Source organism: Pseudomonas berkeleyensis (genome assembly GCF_014109765.1).
Taxonomy (GTDB): domain Bacteria; phylum Pseudomonadota; class Gammaproteobacteria; order Pseudomonadales; family Pseudomonadaceae; genus Aquipseudomonas; species Aquipseudomonas berkeleyensis.
Genome location: NZ_CP059139.1, coordinates 4,915,532 through 4,931,217, shown reverse-complemented (window position 1 = coordinate 4,931,217; position 15,686 = coordinate 4,915,532). Strand labels below are relative to the sequence as shown.

Genomic DNA, 15,686 nt, shown 5'->3' with positions numbered 1-15,686 from the left:
GGTCCCCCTAACAACTAGGAATCCACCGCAGAGGTTTACCGTTATGCCTGACTACAAGGCCCCCTTGCGTGACATTCGTTTCGTTCGCGACGAACTGCTGGGTTACGAAGCGCACTACCAGAGCCTCCCTGGCTGCCAGGACGCCACTCCAGACATGGTCGATGCCATCCTTGAGGAAGGCGCCAAGTTCTGTGAGCAGGTTCTGGCACCGCTGAACCGTGTGGGTGACACCGAGGGCTGCACCTGGAGCGAATCCGGCGTGAAAACCCCGACCGGCTTCAAAGAGGCCTATCAGCAGTTCGTGGAAGGCGGCTGGCCGAGCCTGGCTCACGACGTCGAGCACGGCGGCCAAGGCCTGCCGGAATCGCTCGGTCTGGCTGTCAGCGAGATGGTCGGTTCGGCCAACTGGTCCTGGGGCATGTACCCCGGCCTGAGCCACGGCGCGATGAACACCATCGGCGCCCACGGTACTGACGAGCAGAAGCACACCTACCTGACCAAGCTGGTTTCCGGCGAGTGGACCGGCACCATGTGCCTGACCGAGCCGCATTGCGGCACCGACCTGGGCATGCTGCGCACCAAGGCCGAGCCGCAGGCCGACGGTAGCTACAAGGTCACCGGTACCAAGATCTTCATTTCCGCTGGTGAGCACGACATGGCCGATAACATCGTCCACATCGTTCTGGCCCGCCTGCCCGATGCACCGGCCGGTACCAAAGGTATCTCGCTGTTCATCGTGCCGAAGTTCCTGCCCAACGCCGACGGTGGCGTAGGCGAGCGCAACGCCGTTTCCTGTGGCTCCATCGAACACAAGATGGGCATCCACGGCAACGCTACCTGCGTGATGAACTTCGACGGTGCGACCGGCTTCCTGATCGGCCCGGCCAACAAAGGCCTGAACTGCATGTTCACCTTCATGAATACCGCTCGCCTGGGTACCGCGCTGCAAGGCCTGGCCCACGCCGAGGTCGGTTTCCAGGGTGGCATCAAGTACGCTCGCGAGCGTCTGCAGATGCGTTCGCTGACTGGCCCGAAAGCGCCGGAAAAAGCCGCTGACCCGATCATCGTGCATCCGGACGTACGTCGCATGCTGCTGACCATGAAGGCGTTCGCCGAAGGCAACCGCGCCATGGTCTACTTCACCGCCAAGCAGGTGGACATCGTTCAGCACAGCCAGAACGAAGAAGAGAAGAAAGCTGCCGACGAGCTGCTGGCTTTCCTGACGCCGATCGCCAAGGCCTTCATGACCGAAGTGGGCTTCGAAGCCGCTTCCCATGGCATGCAGATCTACGGTGGCCACGGCTTCATCAGCGAGTGGGGCATGGAGCAGAACCTGCGTGACTGCCGCATCTCCATGATGTACGAAGGCACCACTGGCGTTCAGGCGCTCGACCTGCTGGGTCGCAAGGTGTTGATGACTCAGGGCGGCGCTCTGAAGAACTTCACCAAGATCGTCCACAAGTTCTGCCAGGCCAACGAAGGCAACGACGCCGTCAAGGAATTCGTCGAGCCGCTGGCCAAGCTGAACAAGGAGTGGGGCGACGTCACCATGAAGATCGGCATGGCCGCGATGAAAGATCGTGAGGAAGTCGGTGCCGCCTCCGTGGATTACCTGATGTACTCCGGCTACGCCTGCCTGGCCTACTTCTGGGCCGACATGGCGCGTCTGGCTGCCGAGAAGCTGGCTGCCGGCACTGGCGACGAGGCTTTCTACAAGGCCAAGCTGCAGACCGCTCGCTTCTACTTCGCGCGCATCCTGCCGCGTACCCGCACGCATGTCGAAGCCATGCTGTCCGGTGCCAACAACCTGATGGATATGGAAGAAGAGCATTTCGCTCTGGGCTTCTGAGTCCTGATCGGTTGAACCACAACGCCGCCCTTAGGGGCGGCGTTGTCGTTTTTGCACTGGGCATTGAAGTGAATGTCGCATCCTGTCGCTGTTTTCAAGAGTCGAAGCAGGCAGAATGCCTTCATCTCTCGTTCGGGATGCCAGCGTGATCCGTCCGGCCAATCTGCGCCTCAGTCATTTCTACTCGTCGTTGCCTTTGCTGGTCGGCGGGTTGGTGGCTGCACGCTTGCCGGTACTGAGCGAGTTCTTCATCTCTCTGTTCAATGTCTTGCCGACCCTGCTGTTGCTGCTCGGCGGCGCGTTCTGTCTGGTCTATGGCCGCCAGCGTGAAGTCTTTCTGCTGCTGGTGTTGTATGTCGGCTACTTTCTGCTGGATATCCAGATCGACCATTTTCGCGATAGCGGGCAGGTACGTGACGACGCGGCGCTGGTTTTCCATCTGATCTGCCTGCTGCTGCCTTTGCTCTACGCGCTCTATGGCTGCTGGGAGGAGCGCTCGCATCTGCTGCAGGACATCTTCGCCCGCGCGCTGGTGCTGTTGGCGGTCAGCGCGGTGGCTTTCGGCCTGGGGCGGCGTTATCCACAGGGGATCGCCGACTGGCTGGCGCAGATTCACTGGCCGTCGCTGCACGGCGCCTGGATGAGCCTGGCACAGTTGGTGTACCTGGCATTTCTTGTCGCGTTCATCGCTCTGTTGGTGCAGTACCTACGTCGCCCGCGGCCCTTACATGCTGCGCAACTGGTGGGGCTTGTCGGGCTGCTGTGGATGCTGCCGCAGGTATTCATCCTGGCCAATGCGCTGCAGGTGATGGTCAGCATAGTGATGCTCATGTTGGTCGCTGCGGTTGCACACGAGGCCTACCAGATGGCCTTCCGTGACGAGCTGACCGGTTTGCCAGGGCGACGTGCGCTCAATGAGCGCCTGCAGCGCCTGGGCCGCGATTATGTGATCGCCATGGTCGACGTCGACCACTTCAAGAAGTTCAACGATACCCACGGCCATGATGTCGGCGATCAGGTGCTGCGCCTGGTCGCCAGCCAACTGCGCAAGGTCGCTGGTGGCGGCAAGGCGTATCGCTATGGCGGCGAGGAGTTCACTCTGCTGTTTCCAGGCAAGAGCCTGGAGCAGTGTTTGCCACACCTGGAGGCGGTACGCCTGGCCATCGAGCAGTACCGCATGCAGCTGCGTGACAAGCAGAGTCGACCGCGCGATGACCAGGAGGGTAAGCAGCGCCGCGCCGGCAAGGCGGCTAGCGAAGTCTCGGTGACCGTGAGCATGGGCGTTGCCGAACGTCAGGTTGAGCAGCGCAACCCGCAGGCAGTGATCAAGGAAGCAGACAAGGCGCTGTACAGCGCCAAGGCAGCTGGGCGTAATTGCATTCGCAGTGCCGGGCAGCGGCGGGGTGCCGTCAAGCTGGCACCGGGGCGTGAATAGACACCTGGCAGACGAATGGTTACGGTCATTTTCGGCCTTTTGTCAGGGTGTTTTCAGGTCAAGCACTTGGTGACCTTTCGTGAATTGTTGGTCACAACACGACCCTATGTGTCTATAAAGTTGTTCCAGTAAACTCGGCCACCTCACGTAAGTCCGTTTTCTGAGGATGTGTCATGGCCGATTACAAAGCCCCCCTGCGCGACATGCGCTTCGTGCTCAATGAAGTATTCGAAGTATCCAAGCTCTGGGCCGAGCTACCGGCCCTGGCCGAGGTGGTCGATGCCGATACCGCCAGCGCCATCCTGGAAGAAGCTGGCAAGGTCACCGCGGGCAGCATCGCACCGTTGAATCGTAGTGGCGACGAGGAAGGCTGCTCCTGGGACAACGGCGCGGTGAAAACCCCGGCCGGTTTCCCCGAGGCCTACCAGACCTATGCCGAAGGTGGCTGGGTCGGCGTGGGTGGCTCGCCCGAGTTCGGCGGCATGGGCATGCCCAAGGTGATCGGCGCCCAGGTCGAGGAGATGGTCAACTCGGCCAACCTGTCTTTCGGCCTGTACCCGATGCTGACTGCCGGTGCCTGCCTGTCGATCCTTAACCACGCCAGCGAAGAGCTGAAGGCGCAGTACCTGCCGAACATGTACGCCGGTGTCTGGGCTGGTTCCATGTGCCTGACCGAGCCACACGCCGGTACCGACCTGGGCATCATCCGCACCAAGGCCGAACCTCAGGCCGATGGCAGCTACAAGATCAGCGGCACCAAGATCTTCATCACTGGCGGTGAGCACGACCTGACCGAGAACATCATCCATCTGGTGCTGGCCAAGCTGCCGGACGCACCGGCTGGCCCGAAAGGCATCTCGTTGTTCATCGTGCCGAAAGTGATGGTCAATGCCGATGGTTCACTGGGCGAGAACAACTCGCTGGGTTGCGGCTCCATCGAGCACAAGATGGGCATCAAGGCTTCGGCCACCTGCGTGATGAACTTCGACGGTGCCACCGGTTATCTGGTTGGCGAGGTGAATAAGGGGCTCAATGCCATGTTCACCATGATGAACTACGAGCGCCTGGGCGTCGGCATTCAGGGTCTGGCTCTGGGCGAGCGCAGCTACCAGAGCGCCATCGAATATGCTCGCGAGCGTATCCAGAGCCGCGCGCCGACCGGCCCGGTAGCCAAGGACAAAGCGGCTGACCCGATCATCGTGCATCCGGACGTGCGCCGTATGCTGCTGACCATGAAAGCGCTGAACGAGGGCGGCCGTGCCTTCTCCAGCTACGTCGCCATGCAGCTCGATACCGCCAAGTACAGCGAGGACAAGGCAACTGCCAAGCGCGCCGACGAGTTGGTGGCGCTGCTGACCCCGGTGGCTAAGGCCTTTCTCACCGACATGGCGCTGGAAACCACCGTGCACGGCCAGCAGATTTTCGGCGGCCACGGCTTCATTCGCGAGTGGGGTCAGGAACAACTTGTTCGGGATTGCCGTATCACCCAGATCTACGAAGGCACCAATGGCATCCAGTCGCTGGATCTGATGGGGCGCAAGATCGTCGGCAGTGGTGGCAGCTTCTACGCACACCTGGCTGACGAGATCAAAGCCTTTATCGCTTCGGCCGATGCCAACCTCGGTGAGTTCACCAGGCCGCTGGCCGCTGCCGTGCAGAACCTCGACGAGCTGACCGCCTGGGTGCTGGATCGTGCCAAGGGCAACCCCAACGAAATCGGTGCCGCGTCGGTCGAGTACCTGCACGTGTTCGGCTATACCGCCTACGCCTACATGTGGGCGTTGATGGCGCGTGCTGCACTGGGCAAGGAAGGTCAGGACGAGTTCTACGCCAGCAAGTTGGGTACTGCGCGCTTCTACTTCGCTCGCCTGTTGCCGCGTATTCACTCGCTGAGTGCGTCGGTCAAGGCTGGCAGTGAAAGCCTGTACCTGCTGAACGCCGAGCAGTTCTAAGTACCGCGCAAAACAAAAGCCCCGGCCATAATGCCGGGGCTTTTGCATTTACAGGTGACTCAGAAAATTTCGTAGGGATACTCGAGGATCACCCGTACCTGATCGGCGTCGCCGTCCCAGCCGGCTGCGCCAGAGATGCGGTGGGTCGCCCAACGCACGCGGGTGGCAAGGTTCTTGGCCGGGCCGCTCTGCACCACATACTTGATGTCGACGTCGCGCTCCCAGTGCTCTTCGCCATCGGCGCCTGCGTAGAGCCCTGCATAGGCACTGCCACTGCCGGCCAGTTTGCTGCCATCGATGTCGGTGCCTTTGATGTAGCGAATGCCAAAGGACAGACCGGGGATGCCGTAGCTGGCGAAGTCGAGGTTGTAGAATGCTCCGTAAGACTTCTCGTTCGGGCCGTTGAAGTCCACCAACTGCGAGGAGTTGGCCAGGTAGATGGAGTCGTGGAAGGTGCCAGGGCCGAGGCCGAGGTAATCGAATGGCTGGTCGCCGTCGATTTCCTGGTAGGTCAGCTTGAAGGTGTGCGCGCCGAGGGTATAGGCCGCGGCTAGCGAGTAAGCGGTGGTGTCGATCTTGCCTGCTTTCTTCTTGCCGTCATCATCGGTCTGATAGATGTTGAAGTCGAAGTTCAGCTTCTGGTCATCGCTGATCGGGAAGGTGTAGTTGAGGTTACCGTAGTACTGGCGCCAGATGTCCGTGTACTCGGAGCCGTAAAGGCTGGCTGTCAGGTTGTCGGTAATGGTGAAGTTGCCACCGATGAAATCGACGGTGTCGGTACTCACGCCCGCATAGGCTGCCCAGAAATCATCGTCACTGTTGGTGCTGTTGAAGTCCTTGGCGGCGGTCAGGTGAGCGGCCTCGAAGTTGGCTTTCGAGAATTCGTTGCTGGTCAGCCAGAGACCGGTCGCGGTGCCAGGCACCAGGCGTGCATCGGCGGCAGCAAATACCGGGTTGTACGGTCGCAGGTTGTTGCCGTATTTCAGCTCGGTGTTGGAGATGCGCATTTTGACGTTGGCACCAACCGAACCTGCGGTGTCGGAAGCCCCTTCGCCATCGGGAACCAGAACCCCGGCAGTGCCCGCGTGACCACGACCGCCGTCGAGTTTTATCAACCCATAAGCACTGGCATCGACGCCGAAGCCGACAGTGCCCTGGGTGTAGCCCGAGGTGTAATCCAGACGCAGACCCTGACCCCACTCACGGCGGTCGGCATCCCATTGCGGGCTGTTTTTGTAGGTGTGGTAGTCATGGTGCCAATACATGTTGCGTGCCAGAAAGCTCAGATGGCTGTCTTCGATGAAGCCCTGGCTTTCGGCTTGGCTGGCCAGTGCCAACGGCGCGGCAGTTGCGGCGCTGATGGCCAGGGCCAGGAGTGATTTTCTGCTCAATGACATTGCTTGCTCTCCGTATGTTTTTATACATCGTTGGCGGCAGAGAAAGGGGTGTCGCGTCCTCCCTTGCATCAGGCGAGAGTGTTGAAAGGGCCGATGTGCTGGCCGAAAAGCAGCGAGATCCCCCAATGGCTCGTCAGAAACGAACCTCGGCGGAGGTTACGTAGCCAAGGGCAGGGCTGGCTGGCGGGAGCGACACTCATTGGTCAGAAACCGACCATATGGCGCATAGACATCTGATGGTGTCGCTTCCAGATTCGTGCCTTTTGTGGCGCAGTCCAATTGCACGAGGAGGCGTTGGCAGATCAGGCCAAGCCCGGAGCTTTACGTTGCCCGGGATTTCCAGATGTATGTATATACATTTCTGGGCGGAGAAGCTCCAGAATGGCGCTCGTCCATAATGACCTGATGACAGCTTTCACCTAGCAGACGCACTTTCCTCTGCCTGAAGCCTGAGTTCCCGTATTCCCTTAGAAAACATATTCGTCTTAGCTGCTGCAGATTCATTCAGCGAGCATGGCTTGACGCAATTAATACCGCCTCATATTGTATATACAAATTGATCGCGGAGAATCCCATGTCGACTGAATCGATGCCTAGGCAGCTCTGGCGCGACGTGCAGGTTTTCGATGGTCTGGCGCAGTTGGGCGAAACGATGACCGTACTGGTAGCCGAGGGGCGCATCGCCGGGCTATGGCCGGCGCGTGAGTTCGACGAAGCGCATGCCCGGGGCGCAGTCGAAGCCGGACGAGGTGGAGTGATGACCCCCGGCCTGGTCGATTGCCATACCCACCTGGTCTATGCCGGGAATCGTGCCGGCGAATTCGAGCAGCGCCTGGAAGGGGTGAGCTACGAGGAAATTGCCCGTGCCGGTGGTGGCATCCTCAGCAGCGTGCGCGCTACTCGTTCCGCCAGCGAAGACGAACTGATCGCCGCCAGCCTGCCGCGTCTCGATGCACTGTTGGCCGACGGTGTGACCACGGTGGAGATCAAGTCCGGCTATGGCCTGACGGTAGCTGACGAACTGAAGATGCTGCGCGTGGCGCGCCGCCTCGGCGAGCTGCGTCCTGTGCGTGTGATCACCACGCTGCTTGGCGCCCATGCCTTGCCGCCGGAATATGCCGGTCGCGCCGACGACTACGTGAGCCTGGTCTGCGATGAGATGATCCCGGCTGCCGTCGCTGAGGGGCTGGCCGATGCAGTGGACGTGTTCTGCGAGGGCATCGGTTTTTCCCCGGCGCAATGTGAGCGTATCTATCGAGCGGCCAAGGTGCATGGTCTGGCGATCAAGGCCCATGTCGAGCAGTTGTCCAACCTTGGGGGTAGCGCTCTAGCTGCACGCTATGGTGCGTTGTCCGCCGACCATATCGAATACCTCGACGAAGCTGGTGTGCGCGCCATGGCCGAAGCCGGCACTGTCGCCGTGCTGCTGCCTGGGGCTTTTCAGGTATTGCGCGAAACCCAGTTGCCGCCCATCGCTCTGCTGCGCCAATACGGCGTACCCATGGCCGTGGCCAGCGATGCCAACCCCGGCACTTCGCCGATCTGCCAGCCCACGCTGATGGCGCATCTGGCTTGCACGCTGTTCCGCCTGACCCCGCGCGAAGCGCTGGCCGGCATGACCGCAAACGGCGCCCGCGCACTTGGCCTATCCGAGCTGGGGCGTATCGCTGTCGATGCGCCTGCTGATCTCTGCGTCTGGGACATCCAGCAACCGGCCGAGCTGGCCTATGCGGTGCAGGCCGGACGCCTGCGTCAGCGCGTGTTCAACGGAGCCATCACCCATGCTTGCTGATCGTCATTCGATGGAAGTCTGGGGCGGGCGCATTGATCCAGAAGCTGACAGTGCTCGCTGGCATCAGCGTATCCAGGCGCTGGCCGAGGGCGGCGCATCGGGCTTGGTGCTGCTGGGCTTTGCCTGCGATGAAGGCGTGCGTCGCAATCAGGGACGCGTGGGCGCCGCAGGCGGGCCATTGGCGCTGCGCAAGGCACTGGCCAATCTGGCCTGGCACCGTCTGGCGCCGGCTTATGACGCTGGCGATGTCTGTTGCGAGGATGGCGACTTGGAGGCGGCGCAGGCGCGCCTCGCTCATAACGTTTGCGCGCTGCTGGACGCCGGTCACCTGCCGCTGGTACTCGGCGGCGGGCACGAAGTGGCGTTCGGCAGTTGGTCAGGCCTGGCAGAGCACCTCGGTGGTCAAGCGCAACCACGAATCGGTATCGTCAATTTCGACGCCCATTTCGATCTGCGTGACCCCGCCCATGTGCATTCCTCCGGCACGCCGTTTGCGCAGATCGCCGAGCAGAGCGCGGCGCGCGGCTGGCCGTTCCGCTACGCCTGCCTTGGCGTCAGCCGCGCCAGCAATACCCGGGCGCTGTTTACCCGCGCCGCCGAACTGAACGTGCTGGTGCGTGAGGATCACGAGATTCGCGAGTCGACCCTTGATGCTATCGGTACCGAGCTCGACGCCTTTGCTGCCGACTGCGATGCGCTCTACCTGACCATCGATATCGACGTGTTGCCCGCCTGCGAGGCGCCCGGTGTCAGCGCTCCTGCCGCGCGTGGTGTGCGCCTGGAACTGCTCGAGCCACTGCTCGAACGCCTCAAGGCCAGCGGCAAGCTGCGGCTGGTCGACTTCGCCGAGCTCAACCCCGAATACGACATTGACAACCGCACCGCCAAGGCGGCAGCGCGCCTGATCCATCTGCTCAGCCTCTGAGCGCCGAACAACAAGAGGAAACCGCTGTGACCACAGGCTATCGCGACATCGAAGTCCGCGCCCCGCGCGGCACTCAGCTCAACGCCAAGAGTTGGCTGACCGAGGCGCCGCTGCGCATGCTGATGAACAACCTCGACCCGGACGTGGCCGAGAACCCCAAGGAACTGGTGGTCTATGGCGGCATCGGCCGGGCCGCACGCAACTGGGAGTGTTTCGACAAGATCGTCGAGACGCTCAAGCAGCTCAACGATGACGAGACCCTGCTGGTGCAGTCCGGCAAGCCGGTCGGTGTATTTCGCACCCACACGGATGCACCGCGTGTACTGATCGCCAACTCCAACCTGGTGCCGCACTGGGCGAGCTGGGAACACTTCAACGAACTGGATGCCAAGGGCCTGGCCATGTACGGCCAGATGACCGCCGGCAGCTGGATCTATATCGGCAGCCAGGGCATCGTCCAGGGCACCTATGAAACCTTCGTCGAGGCCGGCCGCCAGCACTACGCTGGCAATCTCAAGGGCCGTTGGGTGCTGACTGCCGGTCTCGGCGGCATGGGCGGCGCCCAGCCGCTGGCCGCGACCCTGGCCGGGGCTTGCTCGCTGAACATCGAGTGCCAGCAGTCGCGTATCGACTTCCGTCTGCGCAGCCGTTACGTCGACGAGCAGGCCACCGATCTCGACGATGCGCTGGCGCGTATAGCCAAGTACACCGGCGAAGGCCAGGCCATCTCCGTCGCCCTGTTGGGCAACGCCGCCGAGATACTGCCGGAACTGGTACGCCGTGGCGTGCGCCCGGACATGGTCACCGACCAGACCAGCGCCCACGACCCGCTCAACGGCTATCTGCCGATCGGTTGGAGCTGGGAGCAATACCGCGATCGCGCGCAGACCGACCCGCAAGCGGTGGTCAAGGCCGCCAAGCAGTCGATGGCGGTGCACGTGCAGGCCATGCTCGATTTCCAGAAGAGCGGCGTGCCGACCTTCGACTACGGCAACAACATCCGCCAGATGGCCTTGGAGGAGGGCGTGAGCAATGCTTTCGACTTCCCCGGTTTTGTCCCGGCCTATATTCGTCCGCTGTTCTGCCGCGGCGTCGGCCCGTTCCGTTGGGCGGCGTTGTCCGGTAACCCCGAAGACATCTACAAGACCGATGCCAAGGTCAAGGAGCTGATCGCGGATGACGCCCACCTGCATCACTGGCTGGACATGGCCCGTGAACGCATCGCCTTCCAGGGCTTGCCGGCGCGAATCTGCTGGGTCGGCCTGGGCCAGCGTGCCAAGCTCGGCCTGGCCTTTAACGAGATGGTTCGAGCGGGCGAACTGTCGGCGCCGGTGGTGATTGGTCGTGACCATCTCGACTCCGGTTCAGTCGCCAGCCCCAACCGCGAGACCGAGGCAATGATGGATGGCTCCGATGCCGTGTCCGACTGGCCGCTGCTCAATGCCCTGCTCAATACCGCCAGTGGCGCTACCTGGGTATCCCTGCATCATGGCGGTGGTGTGGGCATGGGCTTTTCCCAGCACTCCGGCGTGGTGATCGTTTGTGACGGTAGCGACGAGGCAGCGGCGCGTATCGCTCGCGTGCTGACCAACGATCCGGCCACTGGTGTAATGCGCCACGCCGATGCTGGTTATCCGATCGCCATCGATTGCGCTCGCGAACAAGGCCTGAACCTGCCGATGATCGGTTGAGGAAAGAAATTTCATGAACACGCTGAACCTGAAGCCCGGCCAACTGACCCTGGTCGACCTGCGCGCCGTCTACCAGGCGCCGGTGTATCTGAGTCTGGATGCCAGTGCCTATGAGGCCATCGATGCCAGCGTTGCCTGCGTCGAAGCGATCATTGCCGAGGGCCGCACGGCCTATGGCATCAACACCGGATTCGGCCTGCTGGCCTCGACCCGCATTGCCAGCCATGATCTGGAAAAACTGCAGCGCTCGCTGGTGCTGTCGCACGCGGCCGGCATTGGCGAGCCATTGGATGACGCCATGGTGCGGCTGATCATGCTGCTGAAGATCAACAGCCTGGCGCGCGGTTTCTCCGGTATCCGCCGCAAGGTGATCGAGGCGCTAATCGCCCTGGTCAATGCCGAGGTCTATCCGCATATCCCGCTCAAGGGCTCGGTGGGTGCTTCCGGTGACCTGGCGCCGCTGGCGCATATGTCGCTGGTTCTGCTTGGGGAAAGTCAGGCGCGTCATGACGGTGAGTGGTTGCCGGCCAGCGAGGCGCTGGCCATCGCTGGCCTGGAGCCGATGACCCTGGCAGCCAAGGAGGGCCTGGCTCTGCTCAATGGCACCCAGGTGTCGACGGCCTACGCGCTGCGCGGGTTGTTCGAGGGTGAAGATCTGTACGCTGCTGCCAGCGTCTGTGGCGCGCTGAGCGTCGAGGCGCTGCTGGGTTCGCGCTCGCCCTTTGATGCGCGTATTCATGCCGCTCGCGGTCAGCGTGGACAGATCGATGCCGCTGCGGCCTATCGTCATCTGCTCGGTGATAGTAGCGAGATCGGCCGTTCCCACGCCGCCTGTGACAAGGTGCAGGATCCCTATTCGCTGCGCTGCCAGCCGCAGGTGATGGGTGCCTGCCTGACCCAATTGCGCCAGGCCGCCGAAGTGCTCGGCGTCGAGGCCAACGCGGTGTCGGATAACCCGCTGGTGTTCGCCGCCGAAGGCGAGGTGATTTCCGGTGGCAACTTCCACGCAGAGCCCGTGGCCATGGCTGCCGACAATATTGCCTTGGCCATCGCCGAGATCGGCTCGCTGTCCGAGCGGCGTATCTCACTGATGATGGACAAACACATGTCGCAGTTGCCGCCGTTTCTGGTGGCCAATGGTGGGGTCAACTCTGGCTTCATGATCGCTCAGGTCACCGCCGCTGCACTGGCCAGCGACAACAAGGCGCTGGCTCACCCGCATAGCGTCGACAGCCTGCCCACCTCGGCCAACCAGGAAGACCATGTGTCCATGGCGCCTAACGCCGGCAAGCGCCTGTGGGACATGGCCGAAAACACCCGTGGCGTTCTCGCCGTGGAATGGCTTGGGGCTTGCCAGGGCCTGGATTTTCGTGAGGGTCTGAAGAGCACCCCGGTACTGGAGCAGGCTCGCCAGGCGCTGCGTGCCAAGGTGCCGTACTACGTCGAGGATCGCTTCTTCGCCCCGGACATCGCCGCGGCCAACGCATTGCTCGCCGAGCGTGTGCTGACCCCGCTGCTGCCGGGCGGCATGTTGCCGTCGGTGGGGTGATTCGCGTAGCCCGGATTGCATCCGGGTGCCAGGAACGTAGGGCGTACTCGCGAAGCAGTACGCCGTAGGATGTGTGGGACTCTGAACGGCGGACTGTTCGCTGTCGCTCCTTAGTCCGCCCTACGCGCTGTACCGCGACCAGCCTCCATGCAGTCGTTTTCCACAAGTGAGAGAGGGGACAAGCTCCGCTATCATCCGCGCACCGGGCATTTCCAAGGAGCTTCCGTGACCAGCACCACCCCGCGCTACAAGGCCATCGAGGAGTTTCTGCTCGAGCGTATCCATGACGGCGTCTACCCGGTCAATCACCAGATTCCGCCCGAGGAACAACTGGCGCGTGACTTCGCTGTCAGTCGCATGACTGCCAACAAGGCGATTCAGAATCTGGTGCAGAGGGGCTATCTGGTGCGTCAGGCCGGCCTTGGGACATTCGTCACCGACCGCAAGGCCGAGTCGCCCCTGCATGAAGTGATGAACATCGCCAGTGAAGTGCGCGGTCGCGGTCACGTCTATGGCAATCGCGTGGTGCGCTGCGAGGCCATCGCCGCCGATGACGAGGTGGCGCTGCGCCTAGGGCTGCGCCTGGGCTCGGAGGTGTTTCACAGCATTCTCGTGCACTTGCAGGACGATTTGCCGATCCAGCTCGAGGATCGCTTCGTCAACCCGCGCTGGGTGCCGCATTATCTGGAAAGCGATTTCACCCGGCAGACGCCCAATGAAGTATTGGTCGCCAGTTGCCCGATCTCGGATGTCGAGCATGTGGTCGAGGCTGTGCTGGTGGATGCGCAAACCGCAGAGCATCTGCAGATTGACCCGGCCATGCCCTGTCTGAGCGTGATCCGCCGCACCTGGTCGGACGATCATCTGATCAGCTACGCGCGGCTGATCCATCCCGGTGACCGCTACAAGCTGCGTTCGCTTCATAAACGCAGAGTGTAGGGTGCGCCATGTGTTCAGCCGGGGGACATGGTAAACACCTGTCGGGAGACATGGGTAACAGGTTGATGATCATGTTGCCCGTTGCCTCAGGTCTATTTGACGCAGCGTTTTGCGGATGAATACCACATCGTAGACACCCTCTTCAGCGGTTGAGCGTATGGCGACCTTCTCTCCATACAGACCTCCGCTTACGAAGACGTTGAGCCCTTTGAAATACACCTGCCCGGTCTGACGTACGTTTACAACGTGATCTCCCGGTTCATATTCGATGGCTGGCAGTTGCTCCGGGTAGTTTCGTGGACTTGGCCGATAGCGCTCTATGGGCGGCCGTTGATCAAGTGCTTCATGCGGACGGTAATGGTTGTACTCGTCTCGCCAACGGCTCATCACTTGCTGACAATGCTGCAAGTCGCTGAACGCGCGATGCAGCACTTCGCGTTTGAGTGTCTGGTGGAAGCGCTCCAGCTTGCCCTGAGTCTGTGGATGATGAGGTCGGCTATGGCTGACTTCGATCCCCAGCCGCATCAGCCAAACCTCCAGCTTCGATAGCCCACCGGCAATATTCGAACCCCAAGGCGGCCCATTGTCGGCGGTGATACGCAGCGGCAAGCCGTACTGACGGAAAACCTCGATCAGATGTGGTTTGACCAGTTCCAGTCGCTCTCCCTGGCAGGCTTGCAAGCAGAGCGAAAAGCGCGAGTGATCGTCCAGCAGGGTCAAGGGATGACAACAAGGCGAACGGCGATCATTGAGGGGGACGTTACCCTTGAAGTCGATCTGCCAGAGGTCGTTCGGGTTGGGATGCTCGAAACGGCGGTTAGCCGGCGCTTGCGACTGTTCATTGTGGTAGAGGACGTGGCAATCGTAGCGCTTGAGGATTGCGTCGATGGTGCTGTGGTGAGGCGGATCAATAGCTGCAGTCATCAACAAGCTTCGCAGTTTGCGAGCGCCCCAATAGGGATAGCGGTGGTGCAATTGCACCACCGTTTGTTCCAGCTTCGGATCGCTACGCCCTGGACTGCTCAGAGGACGCCGAGATCGATCCTGCAAGCCTGCATCGCCTTGCTCACGGTACCGAGCCAGCCACTTGTAGCCAGTTCTGGGACTGATGCCATACCGCCGACAGAGCTCCCGCACATTACTTTGGGGCTGCCCCGCCAGCAGAACAAACTCTCGCCTTATCGACATAGTGCTTCGCTCCAGCCACGGCATCATTCGATCTCCCAATTCGATGAACACCGTAAGCCTAAATGCGTTACCTATGTCTCCCGACACCCGTTACCTATGTCCCCCGGCTGAACACCATGCGCACCGAGTATGTGCCAGGGGATATGAACCGACGAAAGCCTTGTGGCGCGCGGCGCACCCTACGTCAATCGCTGATCAACTGATCCACCAGCGAAGGGTCGTCGATAAAGCGATTGCGGGTGCCCTGCAGTGCCTCGATCTTGTCGTTGCGCGCCTTTTCCTCGGCATCCGGCGGATCCATCCGGTGCCAGGCCTTGTACATCGGCACCAGGCCGACGATGGGCAGGCCGTATTCGATGTGCATGTAGAAGATGGCGCGGGCGATATTGCCCTTGGCTTCGTCACGCGGCTCCACCAACTGGAAGCTGGTTTTCATGTCGCAGCCGATATCGGCGAATTTGCTCGGCACATCGTCGGCCAGGTCGGCGAACTGCGCATTGCGCCGTACCAACTCAACGCGCGCCAGGGCCGGATAGTAGTTGTGCAGATCCGCAACGATGTAGGGGTAGCGTGGATTCATGATCGTGCACTGGCGGTCGGTGACGCAGCGCAATGCGCTCTTGAGCTGCTTGCTGCTGTAGATCGGGCTGGCGGTCAGAGTGCCGCTCTCGCGCTGGAAGGCCTGGCCACAGTAGAGGGTCGTACCGCCATTACCGTAGAGATCCTGCCAGAAGGCCTGTTCGATGGCCTGTTTGACGTCGCCGAGCTGGTTCTGGCCGTTGGCGAGGGAAGGAAGGCTGATGCAGGTTGCCAGGCAACCGAGAAGCAGTGTGACCACGCGCATGTTCGAGCCCCAGTGACCGCCGTTGTCGGGGGTCTGTTGTTTTTGTAGGACAAGCTGGAGTCTAGCAAGACGTGCGTCACAAAAAACCACCGGGAGCAGTTTTTGCCATCGCTTGCCAAGGCCGG

At 61.5% G+C, this 15,686-nt stretch carries 11 protein-coding genes; 8 read left to right on the top strand and 3 right to left on the bottom strand.

Annotation, left to right across the window (positions count from 1 at the left end; translation table 11 throughout):
• Positions 1 to 43 precede the first annotated feature (43 nt).
• The 3 genes from HS968_RS23000 (at position 44) to HS968_RS22990 (ending at position 5,236) form a co-directional block, all read left to right on the top strand.
• Complete coding sequence (locus tag HS968_RS23000) at positions 44 to 1,849, top strand: phenylacyl-CoA dehydrogenase (RefSeq protein ID WP_182368828.1); 1,806 nt, start codon at positions 44 to 46, stop codon at positions 1,847 to 1,849.
• Positions 1,850 to 1,964: 115 nt separating this feature from the next.
• Positions 1,965 to 3,284: a GGDEF domain-containing protein gene (locus HS968_RS22995; RefSeq protein ID WP_218886646.1), complete on the top strand. Its 1,320-nt coding sequence runs from the start codon at positions 1,965 to 1,967 to the stop codon at positions 3,282 to 3,284.
• Positions 3,285 to 3,457: 173 nt separating this feature from the next.
• Entirely contained in the window at positions 3,458 to 5,236 is a 1,779-nt protein-coding gene (locus HS968_RS22990) for an acyl-CoA dehydrogenase C-terminal domain-containing protein (protein ID WP_182368826.1), read from the top strand.
• A 59-nt stretch (positions 5,237 to 5,295) separates the two neighbouring features.
• Here HS968_RS22990 and HS968_RS22985 read toward each other — a convergent pair whose 3' ends face one another.
• On the bottom strand, positions 5,296 to 6,633 hold the full coding sequence (locus HS968_RS22985; RefSeq protein WP_182368825.1) for an OprD family porin: 1,338 nt from the start codon (positions 6,631 to 6,633) through the stop codon (positions 5,296 to 5,298).
• Between the two features lie 574 nt (positions 6,634 to 7,207).
• On the opposite strand from HS968_RS22985, the gene hutI reads away from it, so the two are divergent.
• The 5 genes from hutI (at position 7,208) to hutC (ending at position 13,529) form a co-directional block, all read left to right on the top strand.
• The gene (gene hutI, locus HS968_RS22980; RefSeq protein ID WP_182368824.1) at positions 7,208 to 8,425 is read left to right on the top strand and encodes an imidazolonepropionase; all 1,218 of its coding nucleotides are present in this window, start codon (positions 7,208 to 7,210) and stop codon (positions 8,423 to 8,425) included.
• Entirely contained in the window at positions 8,415 to 9,350 is a 936-nt protein-coding gene (gene hutG, locus HS968_RS22975; protein ID WP_182368823.1) for a formimidoylglutamase, read from the top strand. Before hutI ends, hutG begins: the two co-directional genes overlap by 11 nt.
• A gap of 26 nt (positions 9,351 to 9,376) precedes the next feature.
• Entirely contained in the window at positions 9,377 to 11,041 is a 1,665-nt protein-coding gene (gene hutU, locus HS968_RS22970) for a urocanate hydratase (RefSeq protein WP_182368822.1), read from the top strand.
• A gap of 13 nt (positions 11,042 to 11,054) precedes the next feature.
• Positions 11,055 to 12,590, top strand: coding sequence for a histidine ammonia-lyase (gene hutH / locus HS968_RS22965; RefSeq protein ID WP_182368820.1), 1,536 nt, complete (start codon positions 11,055 to 11,057; stop codon positions 12,588 to 12,590).
• Positions 12,591 to 12,815: 225 nt separating this feature from the next.
• Complete coding sequence (gene hutC, locus HS968_RS22960) at positions 12,816 to 13,529, top strand: histidine utilization repressor (RefSeq protein WP_182368819.1); 714 nt, start codon at positions 12,816 to 12,818, stop codon at positions 13,527 to 13,529.
• Positions 13,530 to 13,598: 69 nt separating this feature from the next.
• On the opposite strand, the gene HS968_RS22955 is transcribed toward hutC, so the two are convergent.
• Both HS968_RS22955 and HS968_RS22950 read right to left on the bottom strand, forming a co-directional pair.
• Complete coding sequence (locus HS968_RS22955) at positions 13,599 to 14,741, bottom strand: IS481 family transposase (RefSeq protein WP_182371612.1); 1,143 nt, start codon at positions 14,739 to 14,741, stop codon at positions 13,599 to 13,601.
• Positions 14,742 to 14,901: 160 nt separating this feature from the next.
• Positions 14,902 to 15,561 carry an endonuclease gene (locus HS968_RS22950; RefSeq protein ID WP_182368818.1) on the bottom strand — a complete coding sequence of 220 codons (660 nt, stop codon included), beginning with the start codon at positions 15,559 to 15,561 and terminating at the stop codon, positions 14,902 to 14,904.
• Between the last annotated feature and the right edge of the window lie 125 nt (positions 15,562 to 15,686).